Annotated in this window: 28 protein-coding genes; 16 read left to right on the top strand and 12 right to left on the bottom strand. The window is 75.8% G+C overall.

The annotated features are described in order from the left end of the window. Nucleotides 1-75: 75 nt before the first annotated feature. From MUK52_RS30375 to MUK52_RS30365, 3 genes are all read left to right on the top strand, one after another. Entirely contained in the window at nucleotides 76-828 is a 753-nt protein-coding gene (locus MUK52_RS30375; protein WP_284581552.1) for a restriction endonuclease, read from the top strand. An 81-nt stretch (nucleotides 829-909) separates the two neighbouring features. After that, nucleotides 910-2,022 carry a hypothetical protein gene (locus tag MUK52_RS30370; protein WP_284581551.1) on the top strand — a complete coding sequence of 371 codons (1,113 nt, stop codon included), beginning with the start codon at nucleotides 910-912 and terminating at the stop codon, nucleotides 2,020-2,022. A gap of 116 nt (nucleotides 2,023-2,138) precedes the next feature. Next, nucleotides 2,139-2,627 carry a hypothetical protein gene (locus MUK52_RS30365; protein ID WP_162793235.1) on the top strand — a complete coding sequence of 163 codons (489 nt, stop codon included), beginning with the start codon at nucleotides 2,139-2,141 and terminating at the stop codon, nucleotides 2,625-2,627. Nucleotides 2,628-2,678: 51 nt separating this feature from the next. Here the strand turns inward: MUK52_RS30365 and MUK52_RS30360 are convergent, their stop codons facing one another. The 3 genes from MUK52_RS30360 to MUK52_RS30350 all read right to left on the bottom strand — a co-directional run bounded on the left by MUK52_RS30360 (nucleotide 2,679) and on the right by MUK52_RS30350 (nucleotide 5,717). After that, nucleotides 2,679-3,290, bottom strand: a complete 612-nt coding sequence (locus MUK52_RS30360; RefSeq protein ID WP_284581550.1) for a PASTA domain-containing protein — start codon at nucleotides 3,288-3,290, stop codon at nucleotides 2,679-2,681. Nucleotides 3,291-3,405: 115 nt separating this feature from the next. Beyond that, nucleotides 3,406-4,530, bottom strand: a complete 1,125-nt coding sequence (locus MUK52_RS30355; RefSeq protein ID WP_284581549.1) for a nucleotide disphospho-sugar-binding domain-containing protein — start codon at nucleotides 4,528-4,530, stop codon at nucleotides 3,406-3,408. 908 nt (nucleotides 4,531-5,438) lie between these two features. Further along, on the bottom strand, nucleotides 5,439-5,717 hold the full coding sequence (locus MUK52_RS30350) for a DUF3253 domain-containing protein (protein WP_114055976.1): 279 nt from the start codon (nucleotides 5,715-5,717) through the stop codon (nucleotides 5,439-5,441). A gap of 166 nt (nucleotides 5,718-5,883) precedes the next feature. Here MUK52_RS30350 and MUK52_RS30345 point away from each other — a divergent pair, with 166 nt between their 5' ends. Both MUK52_RS30345 and MUK52_RS30340 read left to right on the top strand, forming a co-directional pair. After that, nucleotides 5,884-6,351, top strand: coding sequence for a VOC family protein (locus tag MUK52_RS30345; RefSeq protein ID WP_114055977.1), 468 nt, complete (start codon nucleotides 5,884-5,886; stop codon nucleotides 6,349-6,351). Nucleotides 6,352-6,555: 204 nt separating this feature from the next. Beyond that, nucleotides 6,556-7,428, top strand: a complete 873-nt coding sequence (locus MUK52_RS30340) for a DUF4190 domain-containing protein (RefSeq protein ID WP_114055978.1) — start codon at nucleotides 6,556-6,558, stop codon at nucleotides 7,426-7,428. 89 nt (nucleotides 7,429-7,517) lie between these two features. On the opposite strand, the gene MUK52_RS30335 is transcribed toward MUK52_RS30340, so the two are convergent. Next, nucleotides 7,518-8,705: an FAD-dependent monooxygenase gene (locus MUK52_RS30335; RefSeq protein ID WP_284581548.1), complete on the bottom strand. Its 1,188-nt coding sequence runs from the start codon at nucleotides 8,703-8,705 to the stop codon at nucleotides 7,518-7,520. A 106-nt stretch (nucleotides 8,706-8,811) separates the two neighbouring features. Here MUK52_RS30335 and MUK52_RS30330 point away from each other — a divergent pair, with 106 nt between their 5' ends. Further along, nucleotides 8,812-9,369 (top strand): TetR/AcrR family transcriptional regulator, encoded by a 558-nt coding sequence (locus MUK52_RS30330; RefSeq protein ID WP_284581547.1) that lies wholly within the window; start codon nucleotides 8,812-8,814, stop codon nucleotides 9,367-9,369. Here the strand turns inward: MUK52_RS30330 and MUK52_RS30325 are convergent. Next, complete coding sequence (locus tag MUK52_RS30325) at nucleotides 9,366-9,776, bottom strand: hypothetical protein (protein WP_284581546.1); 411 nt, start codon at nucleotides 9,774-9,776, stop codon at nucleotides 9,366-9,368. The genes MUK52_RS30330 and MUK52_RS30325 overlap by 4 nt on opposite strands. A 146-nt stretch (nucleotides 9,777-9,922) precedes the next feature. On the opposite strand from MUK52_RS30325, the gene MUK52_RS30320 reads away from it, so the two are divergent. After that, nucleotides 9,923-10,822, top strand: a complete 900-nt coding sequence (locus MUK52_RS30320) for an NAD-dependent protein deacetylase (RefSeq protein WP_114055982.1) — start codon at nucleotides 9,923-9,925, stop codon at nucleotides 10,820-10,822. An 18-nt stretch (nucleotides 10,823-10,840) separates the two neighbouring features. Here the strand turns inward: MUK52_RS30320 and MUK52_RS30315 are convergent, their stop codons facing one another. The 3 genes from MUK52_RS30315 to MUK52_RS30305 form a co-directional block, all read right to left on the bottom strand. After that, a complete protein-coding gene (locus MUK52_RS30315; RefSeq protein ID WP_162793237.1) occupies nucleotides 10,841-11,005 on the bottom strand; it encodes a hypothetical protein in 165 nt (54 codons plus the stop codon). Nucleotides 11,006-11,255: 250 nt separating this feature from the next. Then, nucleotides 11,256-12,002 (bottom strand): class I SAM-dependent methyltransferase, encoded by a 747-nt coding sequence (locus MUK52_RS30310; protein WP_114055983.1) that lies wholly within the window; start codon nucleotides 12,000-12,002, stop codon nucleotides 11,256-11,258. A gap of 236 nt (nucleotides 12,003-12,238) precedes the next feature. After that, nucleotides 12,239-12,847 carry a TIGR03086 family metal-binding protein gene (locus tag MUK52_RS30305; protein ID WP_114055984.1) on the bottom strand — a complete coding sequence of 203 codons (609 nt, stop codon included), beginning with the start codon at nucleotides 12,845-12,847 and terminating at the stop codon, nucleotides 12,239-12,241. A gap of 237 nt (nucleotides 12,848-13,084) precedes the next feature. On the opposite strand from MUK52_RS30305, the gene MUK52_RS30300 reads away from it, so the two are divergent. Then, complete coding sequence (locus tag MUK52_RS30300; RefSeq protein WP_114055985.1) at nucleotides 13,085-13,519, top strand: YunG family protein; 435 nt, start codon at nucleotides 13,085-13,087, stop codon at nucleotides 13,517-13,519. Between the two features lie 132 nt (nucleotides 13,520-13,651). On the opposite strand, the gene MUK52_RS30295 is transcribed toward MUK52_RS30300, so the two are convergent. Next, nucleotides 13,652-14,350 carry an alpha/beta fold hydrolase gene (locus MUK52_RS30295; RefSeq protein WP_284581545.1) on the bottom strand — a complete coding sequence of 233 codons (699 nt, stop codon included), beginning with the start codon at nucleotides 14,348-14,350 and terminating at the stop codon, nucleotides 13,652-13,654. 141 nt (nucleotides 14,351-14,491) lie between these two features. Between MUK52_RS30295 and MUK52_RS30290 the strand changes: the two genes are divergently transcribed. From MUK52_RS30290 to MUK52_RS30270, 5 genes are all read left to right on the top strand, one after another. Continuing rightward, on the top strand, nucleotides 14,492-14,635 hold the full coding sequence (locus tag MUK52_RS30290; protein WP_246042573.1) for a hypothetical protein: 144 nt from the start codon (nucleotides 14,492-14,494) through the stop codon (nucleotides 14,633-14,635). Nucleotides 14,636-14,765: 130 nt separating this feature from the next. Continuing rightward, nucleotides 14,766-15,281: an NUDIX domain-containing protein gene (locus MUK52_RS30285; RefSeq protein WP_284581544.1), complete on the top strand. Its 516-nt coding sequence runs from the start codon at nucleotides 14,766-14,768 to the stop codon at nucleotides 15,279-15,281. A gap of 616 nt (nucleotides 15,282-15,897) precedes the next feature. Further along, entirely contained in the window at nucleotides 15,898-16,500 is a 603-nt protein-coding gene (locus tag MUK52_RS30280) for a VanZ family protein (RefSeq protein WP_284581543.1), read from the top strand. Between the two features lie 126 nt (nucleotides 16,501-16,626). Continuing rightward, nucleotides 16,627-16,884: a DUF4404 family protein gene (locus tag MUK52_RS30275; RefSeq protein WP_284581542.1), complete on the top strand. Its 258-nt coding sequence runs from the start codon at nucleotides 16,627-16,629 to the stop codon at nucleotides 16,882-16,884. Between the two features lie 69 nt (nucleotides 16,885-16,953). Then, complete coding sequence (locus MUK52_RS30270) at nucleotides 16,954-18,303, top strand: NAD(P)/FAD-dependent oxidoreductase (protein WP_284581541.1); 1,350 nt, start codon at nucleotides 16,954-16,956, stop codon at nucleotides 18,301-18,303. A gap of 49 nt (nucleotides 18,304-18,352) precedes the next feature. On the opposite strand, the gene MUK52_RS30265 is transcribed toward MUK52_RS30270, so the two are convergent. Further along, on the bottom strand, nucleotides 18,353-19,777 hold the full coding sequence (locus MUK52_RS30265) for an oxygenase MpaB family protein (RefSeq protein ID WP_114055990.1): 1,425 nt from the start codon (nucleotides 19,775-19,777) through the stop codon (nucleotides 18,353-18,355). Between the two features lie 131 nt (nucleotides 19,778-19,908). Continuing rightward, entirely contained in the window at nucleotides 19,909-20,562 is a 654-nt protein-coding gene (locus tag MUK52_RS30260) for a hypothetical protein (RefSeq protein ID WP_284581540.1), read from the bottom strand. A 317-nt stretch (nucleotides 20,563-20,879) separates the two neighbouring features. On the opposite strand from MUK52_RS30260, the gene MUK52_RS30255 reads away from it, so the two are divergent. Continuing rightward, on the top strand, nucleotides 20,880-21,524 hold the full coding sequence (locus tag MUK52_RS30255) for a dihydrofolate reductase family protein (RefSeq protein ID WP_284581539.1): 645 nt from the start codon (nucleotides 20,880-20,882) through the stop codon (nucleotides 21,522-21,524). 40 nt (nucleotides 21,525-21,564) lie between these two features. Here MUK52_RS30255 and MUK52_RS30250 read toward each other — a convergent pair whose 3' ends face one another. Continuing rightward, nucleotides 21,565-24,237 (bottom strand): NACHT domain-containing protein, encoded by a 2,673-nt coding sequence (locus MUK52_RS30250; protein WP_284581538.1) that lies wholly within the window; start codon nucleotides 24,235-24,237, stop codon nucleotides 21,565-21,567. Nucleotides 24,238-24,500: 263 nt separating this feature from the next. On the opposite strand from MUK52_RS30250, the gene MUK52_RS30245 reads away from it, so the two are divergent. Further along, nucleotides 24,501-24,821, top strand: a complete 321-nt coding sequence (locus tag MUK52_RS30245; protein WP_284581537.1) for a hypothetical protein — start codon at nucleotides 24,501-24,503, stop codon at nucleotides 24,819-24,821. Between the two features lie 271 nt (nucleotides 24,822-25,092). After that, entirely contained in the window at nucleotides 25,093-25,284 is a 192-nt protein-coding gene (locus MUK52_RS30240; RefSeq protein ID WP_284581536.1) for a DUF6381 family protein, read from the top strand. The last annotated feature ends 350 nt before the right edge of the window (nucleotides 25,285-25,634 follow it).

Here is a 25,634-nt window from a genome sequence, read left to right as displayed (position 1 = left end):
CCGGCCGGGGCGTTTGAAGACGGTCGTCGGCGTCCAGACGAGGGAGACGTGCAGGTCGCGAGGGGAGGAGCCGGGATGGCTGCATCGGGAGGGCGCCGGAGGCGCGGGAGCGGCGGTGCGGCACCGGCGGGCCGTGACGTCGTGCTGGCCGTCGGACTGGTGGTGGTCTGCCTGGGCGGGGCGGCCCTCTTCGTGAGGACGGCTGCGGAGGCGGGCGGCGGTCCGCCCGTGGTGCCGATCCTCGCGGTGGCCGCACTGGCGGGCGGAGCGGCCCTGGCCCGGTGGAGCGCGGCTCCCGGGCCCCGTCCGCCGGGCGCCCCGCCGGCCGCCCCGCCGGCTGCCGGGGCCCCTGGCCGGCCGGATCCGGCTCCCCCGCTCCCCGAGGTGGGCCCCGAGGCTTTGGACCACGAGGCGGTGGACCCCGACGGCTTCGAGCACGCGGTCGCCGCGCTGTGCGCCCGTGACGGCTGCCACCGGGTGGAGGTGGCGGGCGGTGCCGGCGACCTGGGGGCCGACGTGGTCGCCGTGACGCCGGAGGGCCGGCGCGTGGTGATCCAGTGCAAGCACTACGGGGAGGGCCACCGGGTCGGCTCCCAGGACCTCCAGCGGTTCGGCGGGACCTGTTTCGCCGTCCACGAGGCCGACGTGGCCGTCGTCGTCACCACCAGCGGCTTCACCGCGCCGGCCGCGGAGTACGCCGCCGCCTGCGGCATCGTCTGCGTCGACGGCGACGCCCTCGCCGCGTGGACCGGGGCCCGGACCGGACCGCCGTGGCAGTCCGCCCCGGCGGACGCCGCCCCCGGGGAGGTTTGGCACCCGGTCCGCTGATCGCAAGTGGGGGTGCCGCATTCCGGCCGGGTGCCCGGCAGTATGGAGCCCGTACGCATCATGATCAAGGGGGAAGCACCAATGAGGAAGAGCACCGCGGCAGTTGCCGCGGCCGCCGCCGTCGCCGGGCTCGTCACGGCCGCCGCGCCCGCCGGCGCCACGGGCTGCACGCCGGAGATCCGCAGTCTGAACGCACTGCCCTCCGGTCCGGCAGGCGACGGCGGGACCGTGTACGGCTTCGGGCGCGGCGACCTGGCGGTGGGCACCAGCCGGGGCCTGCCCGTGTACTGGAAGGGCAGCGCCGTCCATGCGGTGCCGCTGCCGGACGGGTGGACGAACGGCGCCGTCACGTCGGTCGGCGACAGCGGGCTGATGGTCGGCACCCTGCGGCGCGGCTTCGACGGCGCCGCCGCATTCAGCTACCGGCCGGGCGATGCCGCCGTGCGGCTCCTGACCGGTACGGCCCACGACGTGTCCGCGGCCGTGAACGAGGGCGGCCGGATGGCCACCAGCGAGAACGGCGTCGGAAGGGAATGGGCCGGCGGCAGGGTCGTCCGCGAACTCCCGCTCCCGGCCGACGCTTTGCCGAACAGCCGGGTCTCGGTGAGCGCCGTCAACAAGCGGGGCGACATCCTGGGCCACGTCTCCGGCGAGTCCTACGACCCGGTGACCGACGAGACCGCCTTCCGCGGCAGTCCGGTGGTCTGGCCCGCCGGCGGCTACCCGCCGTACGCCCTCGAGGTCTGGAACCAGGGCGACCCGACCTACGACGTGATCGCCACCGGGATCGACAACCGCGGCCGGGTCGTCGGGCACGAGTGGCAGCACTGGCGCGAGCTGTCCCACCACCGCCCGGCGACCTGGAAGCGGCCCTACGACGCCCTGCCGGCGGAACCGGGCCGGCTGGCCGGTGAGGCGGAGCTGGCCCTGGCGGGCATCAGCCCCGGGACCGGCGCGGTCGTCGGCCGGGCGGTCTCGTACGAGGAGGGCTGGCCGAAGAGCTCGCAGCCCGCGTACTGGCCCGGTACGGGCCCGGTGCTCGCGCTGCCCGGCGGCAGCGGCCCGCGCCGCGGCGCCGCCCAGGCCGTCACGGACGACGACCGCGTCGGAGGGACGGTCCTCGACGAGCACGGCCTCGGTACGCCCACCGTGTGGACCTGCGCGAGCAAGCAGGCCTACCAGCCGCAGAACTGACGCACACGACCGCGCCGCCGGCCCCGCGGAGAGGGGCTCCGCCGGGCCGGCGGGCTGCGATAGTGGTGGCCTTCGAGGAGTTCGGGGAGCATGCCCCCTTCGCAGTGGGAGAAGCCATGGAGCCGTCCGCGCCGGGCACACCGGTGTTCCTGCCGTCGCCGCCGCCCGCCGACGCCGTCGGCGAGGGGCAGATCCGCGTCCTGTGGGCGCTCGGCGGCGCCGGCCGCGACCTGGATGCGAACCTCGTCCGGCTCGGGGCCCGCGCCGACATCGGCGAGCACACGGAGACGGTCCTCGGCGTGCTGCTCGTCGTGGTCGCGGGTTCAGGTGAACTGAGCACGCCGGAGCAGACGGTGGCGCTGGCGCCGGGCGCCGTCGCCTGGCTGCCCGCCGGCACGACGCGTTCGGTGCGGGCCGGCGCGGACGGGCTCACGTACACCACCTCCCACCGCCGCCGGCCGCCGCTGGGGATCACCACGGGGCTGCGCGCCGGCGCCGGTGAACCGGCGTGCCTGGCGGACCGGGTGTGCGCCGCCTGCGGCCGCATGGCCGCCGACCCCGAGGCCCGCTTCTGCGCCCGCTGCGGGGAGAAGCTCGCCCGGTAGCCGGCCCGGGCCTTCCGGGCCCCGGGCCCGCGCCAGGACCCGGGCCCGGGCTCAGGGGCAGGCCTCCTCGAACTTGACGACGTGGAACGCCACGGGCTGCCCCGTGAGCGGTGTGCCGGTCGGCGGATTCTGGGTGCACACCCGCCAGTTGGACTCCTGGAGCACCATCCGCTCCTGCAGGGCGTCCTTGACGGTGATGCTCGCGTTCCCGGGAAGCGCCTGCCGGGCCACCTTCATGCTCCGGCCGATGAAGTTCGGCATGGTCGCGCCGACGGGCGCCGACGGGGTCGCCGGCTCCCGGGCGGGGCACTCCTCCTCCAGCTTCACCGCGCCGAGGTCGACCTTCGCCGCCGTGTCGACGGCGCTCCCGGCGGCGGGGGTCTGCGAGCAGACCTTCCAGCCGCGGTCCAGGAGCTGCTCGCGGCCGCGGCCGAGCGCGTCGTGCGAGGTGAGCGAGTGGAATCCGGCCGCCTGGGCGGCGTCCTGCGCGGCCTGGAGGCCCATGCCGACGAGGTCCGGCAGCGCAGCCGTCTCCCGGGCGGTGCCGGACGGCGCCGGCGTACCGGGCTTGGACTCGCCGGAGGCGGACGGCGGGCCGCAGGCGGTGAGGGCGAGGGCCGCGACGGCCGCCAGGACGGCGGCGGTGGTGTGGTGGTTCCGCATCCGGCCATGCTCCCCGGGGCGCGGCCGGGGGGTACGCGGTGTCACCGAGTTGTGACATGGCGCATGCGGCTGCCGTCGGCGGCGCGGCTGCGGGCCCGCCGCCGACGGCCGGCTGCTAACGGGAGGCCGCAAGGGCCTCCAGGGCGGGGACGATCGCGGCCGGGGTCGGCAGGGCGGCGTTCTCCGCGCGGAGCGAGGCGGCCGCCTCACGGAGGGCCGGGTCGCCGGTCAGGCGGGCCAGGAGCGGGGCGTCGACGCCGTCGGAGGTGGAGCGGAGGGCGGCGCCCGCGGCGGTGAGGGCGTCGGCGTTGACGAAGTGGTCGGCGCCCTGCGGCAGCAGGAGCTGCGGCAGGCCGGCCTGCAGTGCGGTGAGCATGGTGCCGGAGCCGCCGTGGTGGACCAGCGCGTCGGCCGCGGTCAGCAGCTCGGCGAGCGGAACCCAGGGCAGCGGGCGGACGTTGCCGGGGAGGGTGCCGAGCGGGGAGAGGTCGGCGTCGCCGACGGCGAGCAGGAAGTCGGCGTCCACGGAGGCGGCGGCCTCCACGAGCCGGGCGATGGCGCGCACGCCGTCCAGCTCGGTGAGGACCGTGCCGAGGGTGACGGCGATGCGCGGCCGGGCGCCGCGGCGGAGGAGCTCCGCGGGGACGGTTCCGCCGCCGTTGTAGGGGATGTAGCGCATGCGCAGGCCGCCCGGGTCGCCGCCGAGGGAGGCGGGGACGACGTTCAGCGGGGTGGCCTCGGCCGGCCCCTCGACGCCGTGGGCCTCGTACGCCTCGGCGGAGTGGGCGGCGATCCGGCCGACCATGTCGAGGCCCGAGGAGACGCCGAAGTTCTGGATCGCCGAAGGGATCTTCAGCTTGGCCGCGACCAGCGGGGCGGAGGCCTGGAAGGAGTCGTGGACCAGCAGGTCGGCGCCCCAGTCCTCGGCGGCGGCGAGCAGGCCGTCCACGGTGGGGCGGCCGGCGAGTGCGAAGCCGCGGGCCGCCCGGTCGAGGATCTGCTCCGTTGTCCTGTCGTGGGCGACGTACTCCACCTCCTCGCCGGTGCTCTGCTCGAACACCTCCCGGAGGGTGCGGCCGTCGCCGATCTCCACGATGGGGAAGCCGGCCTCCCGCAGCCGGTCCAGCGGCTGCCCGCTCGCGAACAGGACCTCGTGGCCTGCGGCCCGCAGGGCCTGCGCGGTGGGGATCATCGGGAACAGGTGGCCGGCGGCGGCCGGTCCGGTGAAGAGTATGCGCACGCTTTCTCCTTGCCCAGGGTGTGGCGGGTCCGGGACGGGCCGTACGGTGCGGGTCGCAGGGGCCTGTCCCGGCTCCCTTCGGTGAACTGGCCGAGGGGCGGCGGGTGTTCCCTGGAACAGGGTCGAAATTCGGACGTTCCCGGATGGACCAGCCACCGCGCATGAATGCGGCATTCCGCGCTGTGCGGGCACGTGCCTCCAGCCGTCCGCGCCGCACTCCGGCGCGCCCCTCAGCGGGGATGCCGGTCGCCCGCGTGGAAGGGCCTGTGCCGCCGTCCCGCCCTTCCGGGCAGCGGCGGGTACGGCTCACGGCGGCACGGTGAACGCCCTGACGGGTGTGCAGTACCGGCGCGCGGCTGCACGCGAGTTGCCGCCGCCGCAGGCTGCGCCTCCTCGGGTGCTGTCCTGCTGCGCCGCGTCATCACCACTGCCGCGACCCCGCTCATCATCCCGCCCAGGGCCGAAACCGCCCCGACGGAGATGCCGGCCCACTGGACGACTGCTTCGGGCGCCTGACCGGCATCCGGCGGCTGTCCGATTGTCGCCCCGGGCGTCGCACCGGCGGGCTGTTCCGGCTCGGTTCCCGGCCCGTCCGGGTGCGGCCGCTCGCCCGGCTCCGTCCCGGAGGGCCGCGGACGTTCGCCGCTTGCGCCGACCCGGGGCCGGCCTGCATCCCCGTCCTCCGCCGGAGCAATGCCTTCCACTGCCGACGGCGGGACCGCGGGGCCGCTCAGCTGCGGAGCGGGAGACGTTGAAGCGGCAATGATCCACGCGGCCCGGCCCAGACCGACGACAGCACCTGCCCACAGCCACCAGACGCGTCTCGTCACGGTGCGCATGGTCGGTCAACTCCTTCGGCGCCCCCTCCAGGATGCACCCGGACGCGGTTCCCGGAGCCTGCGGACCGGTCAGCGGTCGGCGGTGCGGCGGATGCGGATCGGCCCGCGGGCCTGCGACGGGTCGACCGGACGGCCCGCCTGGGTGATCTCGACCTCGCCGGCGGCGGCGAGCCGCCGGGCCGCGCGGCGGACGGGCTCCATCAGCGCGCGCCAGCCGTCGCCCTCCCCCGCGTACACCGCGCGCGCGACGTCCGAGGGGCAAATCGTCGCGGTCGGGCCGCGGCGCTCCAGAAGGTCCAGGATGGCCCGCTCCAGGCGCCGGCCCGCCGGCCGTCCGCTGTCCTCCACTCCCCCAGTGTGGCGCCGCGGCGGCACCCCGGTCGGCGGGGGCGGCCCTTCGGGGCACGCCCCGGGCGGCCGCCGCGCGGCGGTCCGGCAGGTCGGCCGGGTACGGGATATCAGTGGGGCAGGCGGCGGTCACCGCGGCCGCCGGTGAGAGGAAGGCGGGGAGCCTGTGGCCGTCAAACCCGTTCCCGAGGGATATCCGCGCATCACCCCGTACCTGTGCTGCGACGGAGCAGCGGAGGCGATCGACTTCTACGTGTCCGTGCTGGGCGCGACCGAGCGGACGCGCATGCCCGCCCCCGGCGGCAGGATCGGACACGCCGAACTGGAGCTGGGCAATTCGGTCGTCATGCTGGCGGACGAGCACCCGGACATGGGCTTCCGCTCGCCGAAGTCCGTCGGCGGGACGCCCGTCACCCTGCACGTGTACGTCGAGGACGTCGACGCGGTCTTCGCCGCCGCCGTCGCCCGCGGTGCCAGGGAGCTTCGTCCGGTCCGCGACGAGTTCTACGGCGACCGCACCGGCCAGATCGAGGACCCGTACGGGCACCGCTGGAGCCTCGCCTCGCACGTGGAGGACGTGTCCGAGGAGGAAATGGAGCGGCGGGCGCGGGAGGCCGTGCAGGGCGGCGGCTGACGGCGGGGCGGCAGCAGGGCGGGGTGGGTGCGGGGCCGGGTCGGGGCCGCGGGGGCCGGGGCCGGGTAATTCGGCGGGGGCGGGGTGCCGGCCGGGTGATACTGGGGCGCGGCTGGTCGGACATCATCCGCCCACCAGTCCCCCACCCGGCGGCGTTCCGCCCGGCTGTTGGTCTTTTCCACCCTTTCGAGGAGCACCACGAGCATGTCGATACCCCCGCAGCCGCCGCCGGGCCCGTACCAGCAGCCGTATCCCCCGCAGGGCCCGTACGGCCTGCCAGGGCAGCCCGGAATGCCCGGAGTACCCGGGCAGGGGGCCCCGTTCGGCGGCCCGCAGGGCTGGTACCCGCCGCAGCCTCAGAAGACGAACGTGGCGGCCATCGTGGCGCTCGTGATGTCGGTGGTCTGTGCCATCCCGTTCGTTCCTCTGATCCTGGGCTTCGTCGCCCTCTCGCAGATCCGGAAGAACGGCGAGAAGGGCAAGGGACTCGCGATCGCGGCGATCGTCATCCACGGGGCGACGATCGCGTTCTACGCGATCGTGCTCGCCATCGGACTGCTCGGCGGGGCGGCCGACGACGCCGCGGCGCGGCAGGACGCCGGCGGGCGGGTCACCGTGCCGGAGCAGAGTGCGAGCCCCGGCGCGAACGCCGGCGCGAGCCCTGGTGCGAGCCCGCGCGAGCGCCGCAGGGACGTCGAGGACATCCGCAAGGGCGACTGCTTCAACACCGAGGACGACCTGGCGAAGACCGAGGAGGGGGGCACCGAGGCCCGCCAGTCGGTGCGGACCGTGGCGTGCGACCAGCCGCACGAGGGCGAGGTGTACGCCGTGCTCACCCTGGAGGGCGGGGCGTTCCCGGGCGCGGACAAGGTCGTCGCGAGCGCCGACGAGAAGTGCGGCGGCAAGGCGCTGACGGACTACGTGGGCAGTGACGCGGCGAAGCTGCCGAAGTCGCTTGAGGTGTTCTACTACTACCCGCAGGCGTCGAGCTGGGTCCTGGGCGACCGGACGGTCACCTGCTTCCTCGGCAGCCCGGCCGGGACGACCACGGGCTCGGTGCGCGCGAACGCCTCCTGAGACCCGCCCCGCGCACGCAAACGGCCGGCCGCCCACACCGCGGCCGGCCGTTTGCGTGCGCGGGGCGGCGGGCGGCCTGCGGCGGCCGGTCAGCGGTAGTCGAGTTCGGCCAGTTCACGGGCGAGGCGGTTCCGGAAGGCCGGGATCCGGGCGAGGACGGGCAGCAGCGTGTTGCGCAGGGCGCGGCGCGTCAGGCCGCGGGCGGTGGCGACGCGGGTCATCCGGTCGGTGAGGGCGACGACGCGCTGGGCGACGGGGCGGCGCCTGGCCTCGTACGCGTCGAGCTCGCCGTCCGCCAGGGCGCGGCCGAGGGCGTAGCCGTCCTGGATGCCGGTGTTCATGCCCTGCCCGCCGGCCGGGCTGTGCACGTGCGCGGCGTCCCCGGCGAGCAGGAGGCGCCCGGCGCGGTAGCGGTCGGCCACGCGGTGGTGGATCCGGAACCGGGAGGACCACACGAGGTCGTGCACGCGGGCCTCGCCGCGGAGCCGCTGCGCCAGCAGGGCCCGCACGAAGGCGAGGTCCGGAGACGGCGGGGCCTCGGCGACCGTGGCGACGATCCGGTAGCGCCGGCCGGCGCCGCCGCCCCCGCCCACGCCCCCGTTCCCGTTTCCCGGCAGCGGGGCGATGACGGTCAGCCCGGCGGCGCCGAAGGCGAGCGAGACCTCGCTCGGGCCGGGGGCCCAGTCCATGACGACGTCGGCGAGGACGAAGGACTCGTCGTACGCGCTGCCCGTGAAGCCGATGCCCGCTGCCGCGCGGACGGTGCTGTGCATCCCGTCGGCGCCGACGGCGTAGGCGGCGTGCAGGGTCTCGCCGGCGGCAGTGGTGAGGGTGACGCCGTCGGCGTCCTGGGTGACGGAGGTGACCTCGCGGGGGCGGTGGACGTCGCCCCCGAGTGCGCGCAGGCGGCTCAGCAGGACGGCCTCGGTCTCGTACTGGGGGACCATCAGGGCGTACGGGTGGGCGGTCGGCAGGCCGTCGAAGTCGACGGCCGCGAGGGGACGGGCGCCGTCGCGGATCCGGAAGCGGGAGACGGGGATGCCGCGGGCCACGAGGCCGGCGGAGAGCGCGCCGCTCGGGTCGAGCTCGTCGAACACCTCCAGCGTGCGGGCGTGCACGACGGCGGCGCGGGAGGTGTTGGCGCCCTCGGCCTGCCGGTCGAGGAGGACGAAGTCGACGCCGGCCTCGGCAAGGGTCACGGCGAGGGCGAGCCCGGTGGGCCCGGCGCCGACGATGGCCACCTCCGTGCGGGAGGGCAGTACGGGGGTGCTGGTCATTGCGGACCTCCTCCGGCGGGCCAACACTTGTTGGCCAACGTCTGTTGACTTGAGGATGCCCTCGCGCGATTCGCCTGTCAACAGTTGTTGGCCTACGCTTGTTGGCATGACGACGCCGCGCCGCTCCGACCAGACCAAGACCGCCATCCTGAGGGCTGCGCGGGAACGCTTCGCCGCCCACGGATACGAGCGCACGACGATCCGCGCCGTCGCCGCGGACGCGGAGATCGACCCGTCGATGGTCATGCGGTACTTCGGCAGCAAGGAGCAGCTCTTCGATGCCGCCCTCGCGGTCGACCTGCGCCTGCCCGACCTGGGCGCGGTGCCGGCCGAGCAACTGCCGGCCACGCTGGTGCGGCACTTCGTGGACCGGTGGGAGGGCGACCCGGCGGACGACGCCCTGCTGGTGCTGCTGCGCTCCGCGGTGACGAACGAGCAGGCCGCGGCCCGCATGCGCGAGGTGTTCGCCACCCAGGTGGCACCCGCACTGGCGGCAGCCCTCGGCCCGGACCGGGCCGCCCGCACGGCGGGTCTGGTCGCCGCCCAGCTCCTCGGCCTCGCCCTGACCCGCTACCTCCTGGCACTCCCCCCGGTCGTCGCCCTGCCCCCGGACGACCTGGTCAAGCACCTGGCCCCGGCCCTGGCCGCCACCCTGGCCGGCTAGGGGCTGTACTGAGTTGCCCCGTGGAGCCAGGAGCGGCGTTCGGTGCGTGCCCTCGGCGCGCGGGACGGCCCGGCGCACGGCGGCGGGATGGCGCCCTGGATGGTGGGCGGGCCGGCGCCGGCTCCTGGGGCGAGCAGCGTGGTTCCTGCGCCGCGAAGAGTGACCAGAGCCGTGCAGGCGGGGTCGAGTGCGTCGACCGGGCGCCCGTAGAAGACGATGCGCGTGAGCACCAGGTCGATCGGCGCCGCGGCGTCACGGAGTCGGTGGAAGCGTGCGCCGAGGCGGACCGGCCCGTGCGTGCAGCGCACGGCTGCGGTCGCCCGGGTCTCGTCCACGGGCCGCAGGTGGTCGATCCGGAACTCCGCGTCGACCGCCGGCCGGCGGTCCGGGTCGGGGGTCGCCGTCATCCCGCCATGATCTCAGGGCGTTCGACGGGCCCGGCCCGGTCAGGGCGTAGGGGGGCGGGCCGCGGCCGAGGCACGGTTCCGTGTTCCCGGGGCCGCAGCCGCCCCCGGGCGGGGCGGATCGCGGCGGGCGTGCGTAGCCTGGCGGCATGCGTATGCGTCCCACCCTGAGCTGGACCCCCTCCGGGGATCTGCCGCCCGGCACGACGGAGCTGGGGCCCGTCGTCGATGTGCTTGCCGCCGGCAGGGTGCTCGTCCTGAGCGGCGCGGGCCTGTCCACGGAGTCGGGCATCCCCGACTACCGCGGCGAGGGCGGCAGCCTCAGCCGGCACACCCCGATGACGTACCAGGACTTCGTCTCGGGCAGCGGGGCGCGGCGCCGCTACTGGGCGCGCAGCCACCTCGGCTGGCGTACGTTCGGCCGGGCGCGGCCGAACGCCGGGCACCGGGCGGTGGCAGCGTTCGGGCGGCACGGGATGCTCGCGGGCGTGATCACCCAGAACGTCGACGGCCTGCACCAGGCCGCCGGCAGTGACGGGGTGGTGGAGCTGCACGGCGGCCTCGACCGGGTCGTCTGCCTGTCCTGCCGCGCCTCCACCCCGCGGCGCGAGCTGGCCCTGCGGCTGGAGGAGGCCAATCCGGGGTTCGAGCCGGTGGCCGCCGCGATGAACCCGGACGGTGACGCCGACCTCACCGACGGGCAGGTCGCGGACTTCCGCGTCGTGCCCTGCGCGCGGTGCGGGGGCGTCCTCAAGCCGGACGTGGTGTTCTTCGGCGAAGCCGTTCCGCCGTCGCGGGTGGAGCAGTGCCGGGCGCTCGTCGACGGGGCGGACGCGGTGCTGGTCCTCGGCTCCTCGCTCACGGTGATGTCGGGGCTGCGGTTCGTCCGCCAGGCGGCCGGGGCCGGCAAGCCGGTGCTGATCGTGAACCGGGACGCCACCCGCGGCGACCCGCATGCCGTCACGCGGGTCGCGCTCCCCCTCGGCGCGGCCCTGACCGCGGTGGCGGGCCGCCTGGGCGTCGCCGTCGACGGGGAGGAGGCCGGGTAGCGCCCGGCGGTGGCCGGTTCAGCCGCCCTGGTCCTTGCGGGGGCGCGCCCCCTCCTGCGGGTCCGTCTGCGCGTCCTGGCCGGGGTCGGGCTCGTGTCCTGCCCGTGCCCGTTCGCGCTCCTGTTCCTGCTTGCGCTGCCGGTTGAGCTCGTCCTTGCGGGCCTTGCCCTGCGGGTCGGTCATCGCTCGGCTCCCTTCCTCCGTTGCCTCCGGGCCGCTGCACGCGTACGCGCCGCGTACGCTCCTGCCCGGCGTGTCCCCGGAAACGGGCCGCGGACACCCGCGGGCCGCCTCCGGAGAGGGCCGCCGGCCTCCGGGCCCGGCATGGCCGTGTCCCCGTGCGGGCGGGAGGCGCCCGGCACGAAGCCGGGGCCGCGGCCGCCGCGGTGCGGGCAGCGGGCATGGTGCCGCCGGGCACACCGGGGTGCGCGGGTCAGGACCGGCAGCGGAGCATCTCCAGCGGCGGGTGCGCGAGGAGGTCGGCCCAGAAGTCGGCCCCGTACTCGGCGATGCCCTCCTCGGACACGTGCAGCGGCACCCACTCCAGGTCGCGGAATCCCGCCCGCCGCAGGCACTCCTCGTAGACCTCGCGGCGCGGGACCGTGCCGAGGATGCTGATCGGCTCCGGGTCGAGGAGCGCGGTGACCCGGACGAGCGGCCCGGCCTCCCGCTCCTCGCCCGTCGGCTCGCAGCGGAAGCCGTACGTGTCCAGGCTCCGGCAGTCGAAGCGGTAGTCGGGCTTCTGCGCGAACACGAAGAACGCGCCGCCCGGCACCAGGTTGCGGTGGATGTTGCGGCACATGCGCTCCATCTCCGCTGTGTCGGAAGCGTAGTTGAGGCACTGCACCGCCAGGGCGATGTCGAACTGCCGGTCCAGCTGTCCCAATCCGGCGGCGTCGCCGACCTCGTAGCGCACGCCCAGCGGCTCCTGTTCCTCGATCCGCCGCGCGGCGGCGATCATCTCGGCGGAGATGTCCACGCCGAACACGTCCGCGGCGCCGCGGCGCTTGAACTCCCGGCTGTAGAAGCCGGTTCCGCACGCCACGTCGAGGACCGAGCGGCCTTTGACGTCACCGACCATGCCGAGGAAGCTCGGCACTTCCCCGTGGCGGATCAGCGGCAGGGACTTGAAGCCCTCGAAGGCCTCGCCGATGCCGTCGTACTGCTGCTGCACGCTCACGTGCGCCCCCTCTGTGCCGTGCTTCGTCCCGGATGCAGGCCGCACCGGGCCCCCGGCGGAGTGCGGAGGAGGGCCCGGTGCGGCGTTGACAGAAGTCTGCTGCCGGCAAGTCCGGGAGCCGTACTGGCAGATGGCACGAATCAGCGGGCGGCCGGTCCCCGTATCGGCCAACCACCTCGGACTGCTGTGTGCTCCGTTGTGAGGAGAGCCCTTCGTGCCGGGGAACCGGGCGCGGCTCAGGGGGTGGGCGGCGGCGTCCAGAGGGGGTTGCGTCCGCTCAGGCCGACCGCCCGGTCGAGCAGCGGCGCGTCGTCGGGCACGGGCACGACGGGCCCGAAGATCCCGCCCCTGCCGGCATCGTCCTCCTCGGCGGACGCGCGGAGGAAGGCGTACGAGGCGTGCAGCGCGGCCGGATCCGGGTCGTACGGCAGGCCGGCGGCCCGGGCCAGGTCCCAGCCGTGGATCACCAGCTCGTCGGTGGCGACGGCCCCCGCGACCCCGCCGGGGAGCTCCACGCCCCCGGCGCGGGTCATGCCGGTCCAGGCGGCCGGGTCGCGCCAGGCGACCGCCATCTCGGCCAGCAGCCGGGGCAGCTGCTCCCGCCATTCCGCGGGCAGGCCGGGTACGGAGCCGGCGTCGGGAGCGGTGGCGGTCGTCGGGCCGAGGTCCTTCCGGGCGGCGTCGCGGAAGGCGGTCGCGAGGCCCGCGAGGTGGGCGAGCAGGCCGCCGACCCGGTATCCGGGGCAGGGTGTGGGGTCGGCGAGCCGGTCGTCCGGAACGTCCGCCGCGAGCCGCGCCACGATCCGGGCCTGTGGGCGGAGGTCGATGAACGCCGCGTCGGTCATGTGCCGCTCCTTCGGGGATGGTGGATCGAAGGGTAGGCCGGCGGTGTACCCGGCACTCACCGCAACACGGGCCTCACCCGCCCCACCATCGCCGATCCGCCCGGACGCGCGCCCGGACGCCGGGAAACCGCGGTGCCGGGCGGCGCCGAACTTCGACGAGACCGTGCCCGGTGAGCGGAGGATGTTCCGGCGTCGCCGTCTCGGCCCGTTGTCAGTGGGGACCGGCAGGCTGGTGGGATGACACCGTTGCTTCTTGCCGACATCGAGCGGGCCGTCCGCGACAGTTGGAGTGCCGACACCTGCACCCCCGACTACCGGTCGCTGTGGACCGGCGACAACCCGGCCCGCGACCAGTGCGGGGTGACCGCCCTCGTCCTCAACGACCTGCTGGGCGGCGAGCTGGTCCGCGGCGAGGTCCACGTCGACGGCAGGCGCGTCGACTACCACTGGTGGAACCGCCTCGGCGCCGGCGTCGAGATCGACCTGACGCGCGAGCAGTTCGGCCCGGAGGAGACGGTCGTGGGCGGCACCGTCATACCCCGGCCGCCGCGCGCGCAGCCGCACCGGCTCCGGGAGGAGTACGAACTCCTCCGCACCCGGGTCCTGGAACGCCTGGCACAGCCGCCGGGGGAACGGACCGGGCCGGCCTCGGCCACGCCGCCCGCCGGCTGACCGGCCGGACCACCACCGGGCCCGCCGTTCACGGCGCCCCGCCGAGGCTTCCGGCCGGCCGGCTCCGCCGTGCCCCGGGCTCCGGGGCGCCCGTTCGGCGCCGGCCGCCTGGCGGCTGCCGCCGAACGGAGGTCAGGCCCCGGCCGCGTCCAGGAGGAGGCGGGCCAGTTCCTGCGGTTGCGAGAACATCGGCCAGTGGCCGGTGGCCATGTCGATCCGCCGCCAGCGCGGCCCGGTCAGCAGCCGGGCCACGTCGTCGGTCGGTTCGGCGCCGTCGAGGAGGCACTTGACGTACGTCGCCGGCAGCTCCTCCAGCGGCCGGACCAGCACGGCGGGGTCGGCCAGGGATGCGCCCGGGTGGGGGGTCGCACCGGCCGTGAACCGGGCGATCTGCCGGTCCCCGAGCCCCTGGCCCGCGCAGTCGGCCGCGGTGACCGGCGCCCAGAGGCCGCCGTTCGCGGCGATGGCGTCCTCGAGCTTCGCCGGGCCCTCCCACCAGGTGGAGACGAAGGACTCCCCCTCGGCCGGGATGTTGGAGTCGAGGAAGACGACCCGGGTCAGCCGGTCACTGATGCGCCCGCCCGCCTGGCCGACCGGGATGCCCGAGTAGCTGTGCCCGACCAGCACGACGTCGTGCAGATCGAGGCGCTCGACCTCGTCGACGATGTCGCGGACATGGGTCTGCCGCCCGACGGGCACGTGCCGCTTCTCGGCCAGGCCGGACAGCGTCAGCGGGTGCACGCCGTGGCCGGCCCGGCGCAGTGCGGGCACCACCTCGTCCCACGCCCACCCTCCGAGCCATGCGCCTGCCACCAGTACGAAGTTCGCCATGGGGGGGCAGGGTAGCGGGCGGCTCCGACAAGGCCGGCGCGCTACTCGCATTCGGACATCGGCGGGCGCCGGCGCCGGCGGGGCGCGGTGATGAGTACGGGTACTCAGGCCGCGGCGGATCCCGTACGGCAGGGTGTTCCCATGCACCAGCGTGAATGGAAGCCCGCGGACCACCGACTCGGCATCGAACGCGCCGGCATCGCCGTCCTGGCGGTGGCGGCGGCCCTCGCCGCGGCGGCGGCCATCGCCGTGCTGTCCGTCGTCACCGTCCACGCCCTCGCCTGACGGGCCGAACGCGCCCCCGCGGGTGCCGGACCGGTCGGCCGCTCGTTGGACCCGCAGGAGGGACCGGACGCGGACCGGTCCGTCCGCCGCCCTGTCGTCCGTACGTCCGACACCTGCCGAGGAGCCCCTGGTGAACCCCTCCGATCAGCCGCGCGCGGTCGCCGCGCTCCTGCCCGCCGCACCGTTGCAGGACCACCCCGGCGGCGACTCCCGCGGTGTCCTGAACGTCGTCGGCGTGCACCTCTACCTGGAGCGGGACGGCCGCGTCCTGCTCGGGCTGCGCCATCCCGACTCGGCGTTCGCGGCGCGTACGCACCACTTCCTCGCCGGCCACTGCGAGCGGGAGTCCGCCGTCGCCTGCCTGGTGCGCGAGGCGGAGGAGGAGGCCGGGCTGGTGATCGACCCTGCCGACGTGGAACTCGTCCACCTGGTGCACGTCGTGGACGGTCCCGGCGACCGGCCCCGCATGCAGCTCGTCTTCCGCGCCCGCGCCTGGGCGGGCACGCCGGAGGTGCGGGAGCCCGACCGGTGCCTTTCCTGGGACTGGTGGCCCGCCGACGCCCTGCCGGACCGGGTCGTCCCGTACACCCGCGCCGCGATCGAGGGCATCCGGGCCGGCCGCCTGTACACCGAACTCGGCTGGTGACCGCGCGCCCGGACGCCGCAGCCGGCCGTTGCGGCGGAAGGCCCGGTACAGCGATGTACTCGGCGGCGTGGGTGCAGTCCGCGGAGAACACGCCGTCCTCCAAGGCGGGTCAGGGCCACGCGGGCCGTGCCGGCGGGGTCCCCGCAGGCGCCGACGACGACCTCGACGACGGTATGGGCGGCGGCGAGCGGGCCGTGGCAGAGCAGCACCGGGTCGTTGCCGGTGACAGCCCTTCAGGAAACGCCGGAGGTAGAGGGTTTGGCGGCGCCGGGGCGGGTCACACGCGTCGACGGCGGGGTCTGCGGTCGGACTTCGGCGGGCCCCGCCGGGCCTGGGCCGTGCACGTGCTCACCGGCGGCCCAGGACCCTTCGGCATCACGGGCACCAAGGGCCACAAGGGCACCGAGGGGAGCACCCGGCTGCCGAACGGGATCCGCACGGCACTCGGGCTGCGCCCCGCCCGCCCTCCTCCCCGGGCGGGTGCGGGCCGTGTCCCGGCAGGCCCCCGGCCACGGCGCTCGGACCGCCGTCCCCGGGCTCGCGGAATCCGTACGGCTGCCGCCCGCCCCCGACGACCGGCCGGGCCCGAGGAGCCCCTTGCCCGGAAGGATTCCTCATGGGGATACGCAGGAAGTTCGCCGGTTCGCGGCTGTGGGCGGGACCGCCGCCGCGGACGGCGCCGGGGCGCCGTCCGGTGGTGCGGGCGCTGGCCGTGGCGGCCGCGTTCGCCGGCACGGTGCTGTTCAGCCTGGCCCTGGCACGGGTGACGCTGGAGCCGTCGGCCGCCTCGGCGGGGCTCGTGCACAGCAACGTCCACCCGGGCGCCTCGATCCGGCAGTACCTGGAGCAGGGCTCCGCCGGGGACGCCGCGCGGCAGCTCGGCGGAAACCTGCTGCTCGGCGTGCCGTTCGGCCTGCTGCTGCCGGTGATGGTGCCGCAGACACGCGGCCTGCTGCGGGTCGCCGCGGTGACGGCCGTCGTGATGACCCTGGTGGAGCTGGTCCAGGGCGCCCTCGTCACGGGGCGCGCCTTCGACGTCGACGACGTGCTCCTCAACACCGCGGGGGCTCTGCTCGGGTTCCTCCTTGCGGGCCGCCGGATGAGCCGGGCGGTGCACCCGCGCCGCCGGCGCTGGTGGCACCGCCTGCCCGGGTTCGGGCCGCGCGGCGGCGCCAGAGCCCCCGAGGCGGGCGGCGGCGGGGCCGGGCCGCCGGCGTGACCGCGCCGGGCCGCCGGGCGACGGGGTGCGTAGGGGCGCGCGGACGGGGCAAGCGGCCCCTGTCCGCCCCCGGAGGGCACGCCTCCGGCACGCGGAGGCGGGCGTGGCGAGCGACGAGGAGGCACCATGCCGAACCGGCCTGCGGGCGACCATCTGGAAGGGCTGCGCGCGCGGCTCGCGGCGGGCGGGGAGCACGGGCTCACCCCGGCGGAGCACGAGGAGCTGCAGCGGCTCCTGGACAGGGCAGGGCGGGACGGGGCGCGGGACGACCCGGGCCTGGCCGAGTCGCTGGAGGAGGCCGCCCTGCGTTTCGAGGCCCGTCATCCGTCCGTCTCCGCCGCCCTGCGGACGGTCGGCGTGAACCTGGCCAACCTCGGCATCTGACCGCCGGCGGCCGGCGTACCGCGCGGTCTCCCGCCCCCGGCCCCATCCCCTCGCGAAGGGAAGACACCCATGGCTCGACCGAGGATCCTCGTGGTCGGTGCCGGCTTCGCCGGCGTCGAGTGCGTGCGCCGGCTGGAGCGCCGGCTCATGCCCGGGGAGGCGGACATCACGGTCGTCACCCCGAACTCCTACCAGCTGTACCTGCCGCTGCTGCCGCAGGTCGCCTCCGGGGTGCTGACCCCGCAGTCGGTGGCCGTGTCGCTGCGGCGCAGTGAGCGCAACCGCACGCGGATCCTGCCGGGCACCGCGGTCGGTGTGGATCCGGCGGCGAAGGTGTGCGTGGTGCGCACGATCAGCGGGGACCTCACCGACCGGCCGTACGACCACCTCGTCCTGGCTCCCGGGAGCGTCACCCGGACCTTCGACATCCCCGGGCTTGCCGAGCACGCGCGGGGCATGAAGACCCTCGCCGAGGCCGCGTACCTGCGCGACCACGTCATCGCGCAGCTCGATCTGGCGGACGCGTGCGGCGACCCCGCCGAGCGGGACGGCCGGCTGCGGTTCGTCGTGGTGGGCGGCGGGTATGCCGGTACGGAGACGGCCGCGTGCCTCCAGCGCCTGACCACGCATGCGGTGGAGCGCTACCCGCGCCTGGAGGCGCGCCGGATCAGCTGGCACCTCGTGGATCTGGCCCCGCGGCTGATGCCGGAGCTGGGCGACGCCTTGGGGCGTGCCGCGCTGGACGTGCTGCGCCGGCGCGGCATCGAGGTCTCCCTCGGGGTGAGCGTCGCCAAGGCCGGTGCCGCGGAGGTGACGCTCACCGACGGGCGCGTCCTGCCCACCCGTACGCTGATCTGGACGGCCGGCGTCGCGGCGAGCCCGCTGGTGGCGACCCTGGGGACGCCCACGGAGCGGGGACGGCTCGCCGTCACCCCCGACATGGCCGTGCCGGGTGCGCCGGGGGTGTTCGCGCTGGGCGACGCCGCCGCGGTGCCCGACCTCGCGCAGGGCACCGAGGGGGCCGTCTGCCCGCCCACCGCGCAGCACGCCTCGCGGCAGGGGCGTACGGTCGCCGACAATGTGATCGCCGCCCTGCGCGGGCAGCCGCTGCGCCCGTACCGGCACCGCGACCTGGGGCTCGTCGTGGACCTCGGCGGTACGGACGCCGTGTCGAAGCCGCTGGGGGTGCCGCTGCGCGGTCTGCCGGCGCAGGCGGTGGCGCGCGGCTACCACTGGGGGGCGCTGCGGACTGGCGTCGCGAAGACCCGCGTCCTGACGAACTGGCTGCTGAACGCGGTGGCCGGCGACGACTTCGTGCGGACCGGCTTCCAGGAGCGGCGGCCGGCCACGCTGCGGGAGTTCGAGCAGACCGACGCCTACCTGACGGCGGAGGAGATCCGGGCCCGTACGGCGCGCTGACGGCGCGGACCGCGGGACGGCCGCCGTGCGCGGCCGTCCCCCGGGTGCCTCACGGCCGGCCGAGGAGCGCCGTTCCGGCCGCGGAGTCCGTGCGGGCCGTGAAGAAGTCGGTGAACGCGGCGACGAACTCCGCTTCGGCGACACGGCCGTCGCCGTCCGCGTCGAGCTGCCGGAATCCGTGGTTGAGCTCGGCCGGGTGGATGCGCTTCCCTCCGAACAGGGTGCGGTACTCGTCGGCGCACAGGTGCCCGCTGCCGTCGGTGTCAGCCGCGCGGAACAGGGCGCGCATCGCCGGGACGAGGCCCTTCTCCAGGTAGTCCGGGTCCCGGTCGAGCCCGGTCAGCATGGCGGTGACGAACTCCGCGCAGTCCACGCCGCCGTCGCCGTCCGCGTCCGTGCCCGCGCACAGGTGGCGCCACCAGGATTCGAACGCGGCGTACAGCACGTCCTCCTGCTCCGCCGGGAGTTCCAGCTGCCAGCACACGTTGTGGACCATGGCCTGGAGGTCGGCGGAGTTGACGCGTCCGTCGCCGGTCTGGTCGAGGACCTGGCGGAAGAAGGCCTCCAGGCGGGCCGGACGGGAGTCGGCGGTGCGCGGCCGCGGCAGGCGCAGCGCGGGCACCGCCCGGCGCGGCCGGCCCTGGCGGGCGGGGCGCGCGCCGGTGCCGCCGTCGGGGTGGTGCCGGTACCGTACGCGGTCGGGCAGGAGGGTCGTGATCTGCCGCATGCCGCGGTGTACGGCCCAGGAGAGGGCGGCGGCGCTGCGGGGGCGCGGCGTGCCGAACCGCTCGTGCCAGGCGGGCGGCAGGTCGGCCACGGTGAGCGCGGTGAGCGTCCGGGCGGCGACGGCGCGCAGCAGCGGCCAGAGGGGCCGGAGCCGCCCGAGGCGGCGGGGTGCGGGCGCCTCGCGGAGCATGTCGAAGAGCAGGTAGCGGACCTGTTCGCCGTATTCGAGGACCTCGCGGACGGTCCGGTCGACGTAGGCCGGCACGTCGGCGGCGGTGGGCGGCAGTGACTCCGCGGGGATGTCGAGGGCCGCGCAGACCTCCTTGAACTCGGCGTACAGCGTGTCGAGTTCGACGGCGGTGAGGGGGTCGCCGGAGAGGGTGCGCATGGCGGTCATGGCCTCGTACAGGGTCACCATGACCCAGGCGCGGACCTCCGGGTCCTCTGCGGTGTAGGGCCGTCCGGCGTCGTCGGTGCCGCGGATGCGCCGGTGGGTGCGCGCCAGCCGGGCGGTTTCGCGCTCCCGGTCCTCGGGGCCGGCGAAGAACAGGCGGGTGCCGCTGTCCATCGTGTGCTGGATGCGCCGCCAGGGGTGGGCCCGGTAGGTGGAGTAGTGGGCGGTGCCGGCCGCGACGGCGGGGTGTGCGGTCTGCAGGACGAGCAGCCTCCAGGCCACCAGGCCGATGCGCTGTTCGCCGAGGATGCGGCGGAGCAGGCCGGCGGGGGCGGGCAGCGAGGTGCGGGTCACGTGTTGCTCCTGTGGCGGGAGGGCCGGGCAGACAGGAGGTACAACGGCCGTGTGGCGGGCGGGTCGCCGGGCCGCGGCCCGGATCACTCCCATGTGCGGCTCTGCGAACGGCTGCGCGCATGGGCGGGGCTTCAGTCGAGGGTGAACTCCCAGTAGGCGGCTTCGCGGTAGCCGTCGTCCGGGGGCCGTACCTCGACGGTGACGGTCGTGCCCGTGCGGTCGGCCGTGAGCCGTACGGGCACGGTGCGCTTGCCGTCCTCGGCCAGCGGGGGCAGCAGGGCCGCGGCGGACTCGCCGCGGTTGGACCACCGCACGCCGCCGGAGGTGTGGCGGTCCAGGGAGCGCCCGGCGCGTACGACGAGGGGCGCCTCCCCGTACTCGGAGACGGCGGTCTCGGCGGAGTCGCCGCCGATGCGCTGCTCCCCGTCCGTGTCGTTGCGGTACGTGACGGTGATGAGGTGGGTGCCGTCGGCTCCCCGGCGGGGTGCGCCGACGGTGACCTTCAGGCCGTCCTCGTACCGTGCGGTGCGGCCCACGGCGAGGGGGTCGGCCACACCGCCGTCGGCGCCGGAGGTCTCCTCCAGCTGCCCGTACCCGTCGATGCCGCGCTCCAGCTCGTGCAGTCCCACGAGCCCGAGGCAGGCCAGCACGGCCGCCGCGAGCAGCGCCGCCCCGCACCCCGTGAACCGGCCCGGCGCCGCGGCCGCGGGAGCCGCGGAGGTCCCCGGCCGCGGGTCGCCCGCCGGAGTCGGGGGCTGCTCGGGGGTCGGGGGGTGTGCCGTCATGGCGCCACCGTAGGCCGGCCGGGGTGGGCGGATCATGAGCGCCCGTACTCAGCTCTCCTGAGTACCGTTCCCCGGTTTCCGGCGGTACGCGCTCCCTGCCGGGGGCGGCGCGGGCGTCCCGCCGGGGTTCACCGGCTCCTGCGCCGACCCGGGCAGACCGGAGCGGCGCCGTTCCCGGGCGGTGTGGGCCGCTGCTGCCAGACTGGCGGCTGGCCCGGCGCGGGCCCTGCCCCTGCCCCCGCCCCAGTCGCACCGATGGGGTGCGGCGGCCGGAACGGTCTGCCGCACACCGCCGGCAACCCGAGGAGGACGTGCACATGGCCCAGTTGCTGAGGGTCCAGAACTTCAACGTGTCGAGCGACGGGATCGGGGCCGGGGAGGACCAGACCCTGGAGCGCCCCTTCGGGCACGTCGACCCGGGGAGGATGTTCGCGTGGGCCGGTGCCACGGCGAGCTGGCCGAACCGCACCGAGCCGGGCGGCAGCCGGGGCCTGGACGACTACTTCACGCGGGACTTCACCCACAACATCGGCGCCGAGATCATGGGCCGGAACAAGTTCGGGCCTCAGCGCGGCCCCTGGCAGGACCACGCGTGGCGCGGCTGGTGGGGCGACGAGCCGCCGTTCCGCACGCCGGTGTTCGTGCTGACCCACCACCCGCGGCCCTCGTTCACCCTCTCCGACACCACCTTCCACTTCGTGTCCGGCGAGCCGGCGGCCGTCCTCGACCTGGCGCGGGAGGCCGCCCGGGGCAAGGACGTGCGGCTCGGCGGCGGAGTGCGCACGATCCGCGAGTTCCTGGACGCCGACCTCGTCGACACCCTCCACGTGGCGGTCTCGCCGGTGGAACTCGGGTCGGGGCTGAAGCTGTGGGACTCCCCGCAGGACCTCCTCGACCGCTTCCACCTGGAGACCGTCCCGAGCCCGAGCGGGGTGGTGCACCACCTGTTCTGGCGCCGGTGACGCGCGGGGCCGCGGCCCCGCGGTGTGCCGGGGGCGGCGCTCACGGCGGCGGGGGCAGGAGTCTGGGGAGGAGGTCCTCCGGGGCGGCGTCCAGGTGGAGCTGGAGCAGGCGGTGGGGGAAGAAGTAGCCGCTGTCGGTGCGGTGGAGGAGGACGCGCTGCTCCGCCGCGTCGAGGAAGCGCCGGTAGCGGTACGGGGTGCGGCCGCGCTGCGCGAGCACCGCGCGGACCGTCCAGTGGTGTACGACGGCCAGCCCGCCGAACCGGAAGCCGCGGATCACCGCGAACTGCCCGCCCAGCAGGGCCGCGGCGAACGCGGCCCTCCGCAGCGAGTCCCCGCCGGGCGCGGCCGCCGCGATCAGGGCGAGCAGGCCGAGGCCGGCTGCGGCCAGGCCCGCGAGGCCGTGGACCAGGCAGAAGCGGACCGAGCGGCGGACGCCTTCGTTCGGGCGGGGGCGGCGGTCCTGCAGCGACGGCTCGAACTGGTTTCCGAAGGCGTACAGGAAGCCGAGGAACACCGCGGCGGCCGGCGCGATCCACGCGGGCTGCGGGCACAGCAGCAGGACGACGTATCCGAGCAGGCAGATGAGCGCCACCGAGACGAGGCCGGACAGCAGTCCGCGCGCGAGGTGGTACTTCAGCGGCGACGAGTAGATCATCAGCTCCTGCCGGAACCACGTCCACCGCATCTGCTCGACGGGCTGGAACACGGGCGTGAACGAGGCTTCGAGCTGGGTGAGGGCCACCCATGCGTAGGCGAGCCCCACGATCCAGCACCCTGGCGCCGTCAGGTCGGCCTCCACCACGAAGACCAGCCAGCACAGGATGAGGACCATGGCGGGCGCGTTCGCCGCCATCGGCGCGGCGACCGCGCCGCGCTGCTCCGCGCGGGGGCCGCCGCCCCTGGCGAGGTGGTGCTTCTCCGACTGGTACGCCTGCGCCGCGACGTTCACCGCCATCGCCGCGGCGAGGGCCGCGGCGTCCCGCACGCTCGTGTCCAGCATCCCGGCCGGGACGGCCGCCGCCAGCCACACCACGGGCAGCCCGAGGGCCGCCACCGCCATCACGACGTTGGGGACGATCCGCGGCAGCACCTGCTCCGCGGGCGTCAGCCAGGTCAGGTCCAGGCGGTCCAGGTACAGCACGTGCTCCTTGCGTGCGGTGAGCATCCGCGCGAGGGAGGCCAGCCACGTGAGGGTGCGCTCCGGGTCCGCGTCCGGGCGGGGGCGCTCCCGGCGCAGGCACTCGCGGGTGTAGGCGTCGAGGATGCGGCCGCGGCGCTCGGCGAGGCTGCCCGGCGCACGCAGGTCGTCCGCCGGCCGGTTGCGGTAGGTGAGGCGGATGAAGTTCAGCATCATCGGCGACTGGAACAGCGGCCACAGGTCCGGATCGCCCTCCAGCGCGGCGTGCACGTCGGCGAGGGCCCCCCGGTCCGCGGCGAGGAAGTCCTGCACGTCCCGGCGGGACGGAGGCAGCACCTCGACATAGCGCAGGGCACGCAGGTCCTGGGCGAGGCGGCGCAGGTCGGCCTCGTCCGTGCGGCAGCCGACCGCCATCCCGGGGCAGGAGCGGCGCAGCCGCCGCAGCTCGGCGACGCACCTGCTGCGCTCCGGTTCGGGCACCTCGTCCAGGCCGTCGAGGACGGGCACCAGCCGGTGCTCCTGCAGCCAGGTGCGGACGAGGATGCCGGAGACGCCCCGGTACTGCTGGGCCATGGCGGCGGCGAGCCATTCCTCGACGGGTTCGCCCCGGTACGTGTCCAGCCGCAGGTAGACCGGGACGTGCCCGGCACTCCGGTCACGGGGCGCGTCCGGGGCGTCCGGGGTGTCCGGGGTGTCGAGCGCCTCCACTGCCAGCCGGTGGGCGAGAGCGGCGAGTTGGGTGGTCTTGCCCATGCCGGGGCGGCCCAGCAGCACCAGGTCGTCGGTGTCCTCGTAGAGGGCGCGGAGGGTGGCGGCCTGCGCGGGGACGGCCACGGGCTCGGCCCGCCGCGCCCGTCGGGACCGGCGGGCGCGGCCGGCGTGGCTGCGGTCGTGCTCGGGCGCGGTGAGGATCGCGAACCGCGGGGTGAGGTAGTGGTGGGCCTCGGCGCGCCCGAGTTCGACGGCCGTCCTGTCCCGGACCTGTTTGACGAGCCTGCGGCGCAGTTGGGCCGCGTACGCGTCCCTGCGGGAGCGGGCCGGCCAGGCGAGGACCGCGAGCAGCCAGGCCGCGACGGCCCGCAGGAGCCGGCGCACGGGGTAGCGGCGCAGGGCGGCGGCCGGGGCGTCCCCGGGCGGCGCCGGGGCCGGGGCCCGGTCGTCGTCGACGCCGGGCAGCGCAGCGGGGCGGGCGGACGGCACCGCTGCCCGGTCCGGTGCCGGAGCCCCTCCGGCTGCCGGGTCCTCGCACGGGGCGGGGTCCTGTTCGGCCCAGGCCCGGTGCCAGCGCGGCTCCCATTCGCGGGGGTCGCCGCCGAGCGCGGTGACCATGGACAGGAACGGCGCCAGGCGGGGGCGGCGCTTGCCGGAGAAGGACTCCGAGACGTAGGGCGGGCTGAGGTTCGCGGCCCTGGCGAGGGCCGTGACCGTGGGGCGGTCGGCCGGCTCCCGGGCCTCGTACAGCTCGTCGTGGACGCGGCGCATCAGCTGCGCCCACACCCGCAACCCCGGTGCGGCCGCGGCCGGATCGGGGCGCTGCGGCCCCCGGGGGCGCGGGCCGGCACGTCCTGTCATCCGCTCTCCTCTTTCACGAGCCGTTCACTGCCGTTCATTCGTTCACCGCTGCCCGGAAGGCCTGGTCGCCGGGGTGCGGCGGGCCGTAGAACGGTGGTCGCCGGGACCGTTCGGGGCCGGCCGGCGCAGACGGCCGCGGGGTCCGCGGCGCGCCGCGCGGGGCGTCCGCGTCCCGCTTCGACACACCCATCTTGGCCATCGCGGCGCCGTTTGCACGGCTGGTTGCCAACTCCGGAAGAACCGCCGCCGATCAAGGAGTTCCCATGAGCCTGCACGCAACCGTGACACGTGCCCTCCCCTCCCTCGGCGGCCTCGCGGCCGCGGGGGCGGGCGTGCTGGCCGACGCCCCCTGGTGGCTGGTGGGCGTGCTGGGGTTCGCGGCGCTGCTGGTGCTGCGGGCGGAGGCACTCGTCAACGCCCGGAACGAGGCGCGGCGCGGGTCGCACGAGCACCGGCTCCTCGCGACGGTGTCCGGACGGCAGGCGCTGGACTACCTCACGGAGGTCAGGCGCGCCCAGGCCGGGCCGGCGGCCGCTCCGGGGCCCGGGGCGGAGGGCGGGGCGGCCGGGGGCGGCACCGCCTGAGGGCGGGTCAGGAGGAAGGGCAACACCGCGTCGGCCCGCGCGGCGCGCACCAAGGCCGACGCGTACAAGAAGGCCCACGACCGCCTCGTCGCCTGCGAGCCCGGCGTGCGCTGCTGATGCCGTGACAGCCGTCGGCCGGGGCCCGACCCGGACGGCGGCACCGGACTCGGCGGCAGGCGCGACACGGCAGCGGCAGGGGCCGATGGCAGCCCCGGAGGCCTCTGCTGCTGGTTGGGTGAGGGGGCAGATCCCCCACCCGAGGATGGATGCCATGAGCGACGGGAAACAGCCCGGCGAGCCCACTGCCCGGCGCATGCGCGAGGAGGCCGAGGAGCTGGAGCTGGCGGCCCGGCACGCCTCCGACCCGGATGAACGCCGGCGCCTTACCGACGAGGCCCTGCGCATCCGGGAGCGGATCGAACGGGAGAGCGGTCCGGAAGGCGCGACCATGGACCCCATGTGATCCGGCCGTTCCGCTGCGGGAGACCGCGGCCGCGCGCGGCGGCCGCGGTCTCCCGCATTTCAGGCTACTGACCAGTCACTTCGTGTTTTTGCACCGCCCTCCGCACTACGGCGAATTCACGCCGATCGGCTGCCCGGATGCCCTCGTGCGGCGTTTCCCCGGGTGGCGCCCGCTCCACCCCCTCCGGCCCGGCGCCGAACGTCCGCTCCCGCACCGACCGCCCCGGATCAGGTACGCAGCGTTGACCCTTCAGTAACTTGGCGCTAGCTTCGCTTCGTTCACCGAAAGGCCCGAATTACCGTTCCGGGCCCGCGCGACCTTGTGCCTTCCCGCGGCCTTCGTCCTGGCCG

Origin of the sequence: Streptomyces sp. 2P-4, assembly GCF_030167965.1 — a bacterium.
Lineage (GTDB): Bacteria > Actinomycetota > Actinomycetes > Streptomycetales > Streptomycetaceae > Streptomyces > Streptomyces globosus_A.
Note: the sequence above shows the minus strand (reverse complement) of the source record. Positions and strands in the feature narration are given on the sequence as shown.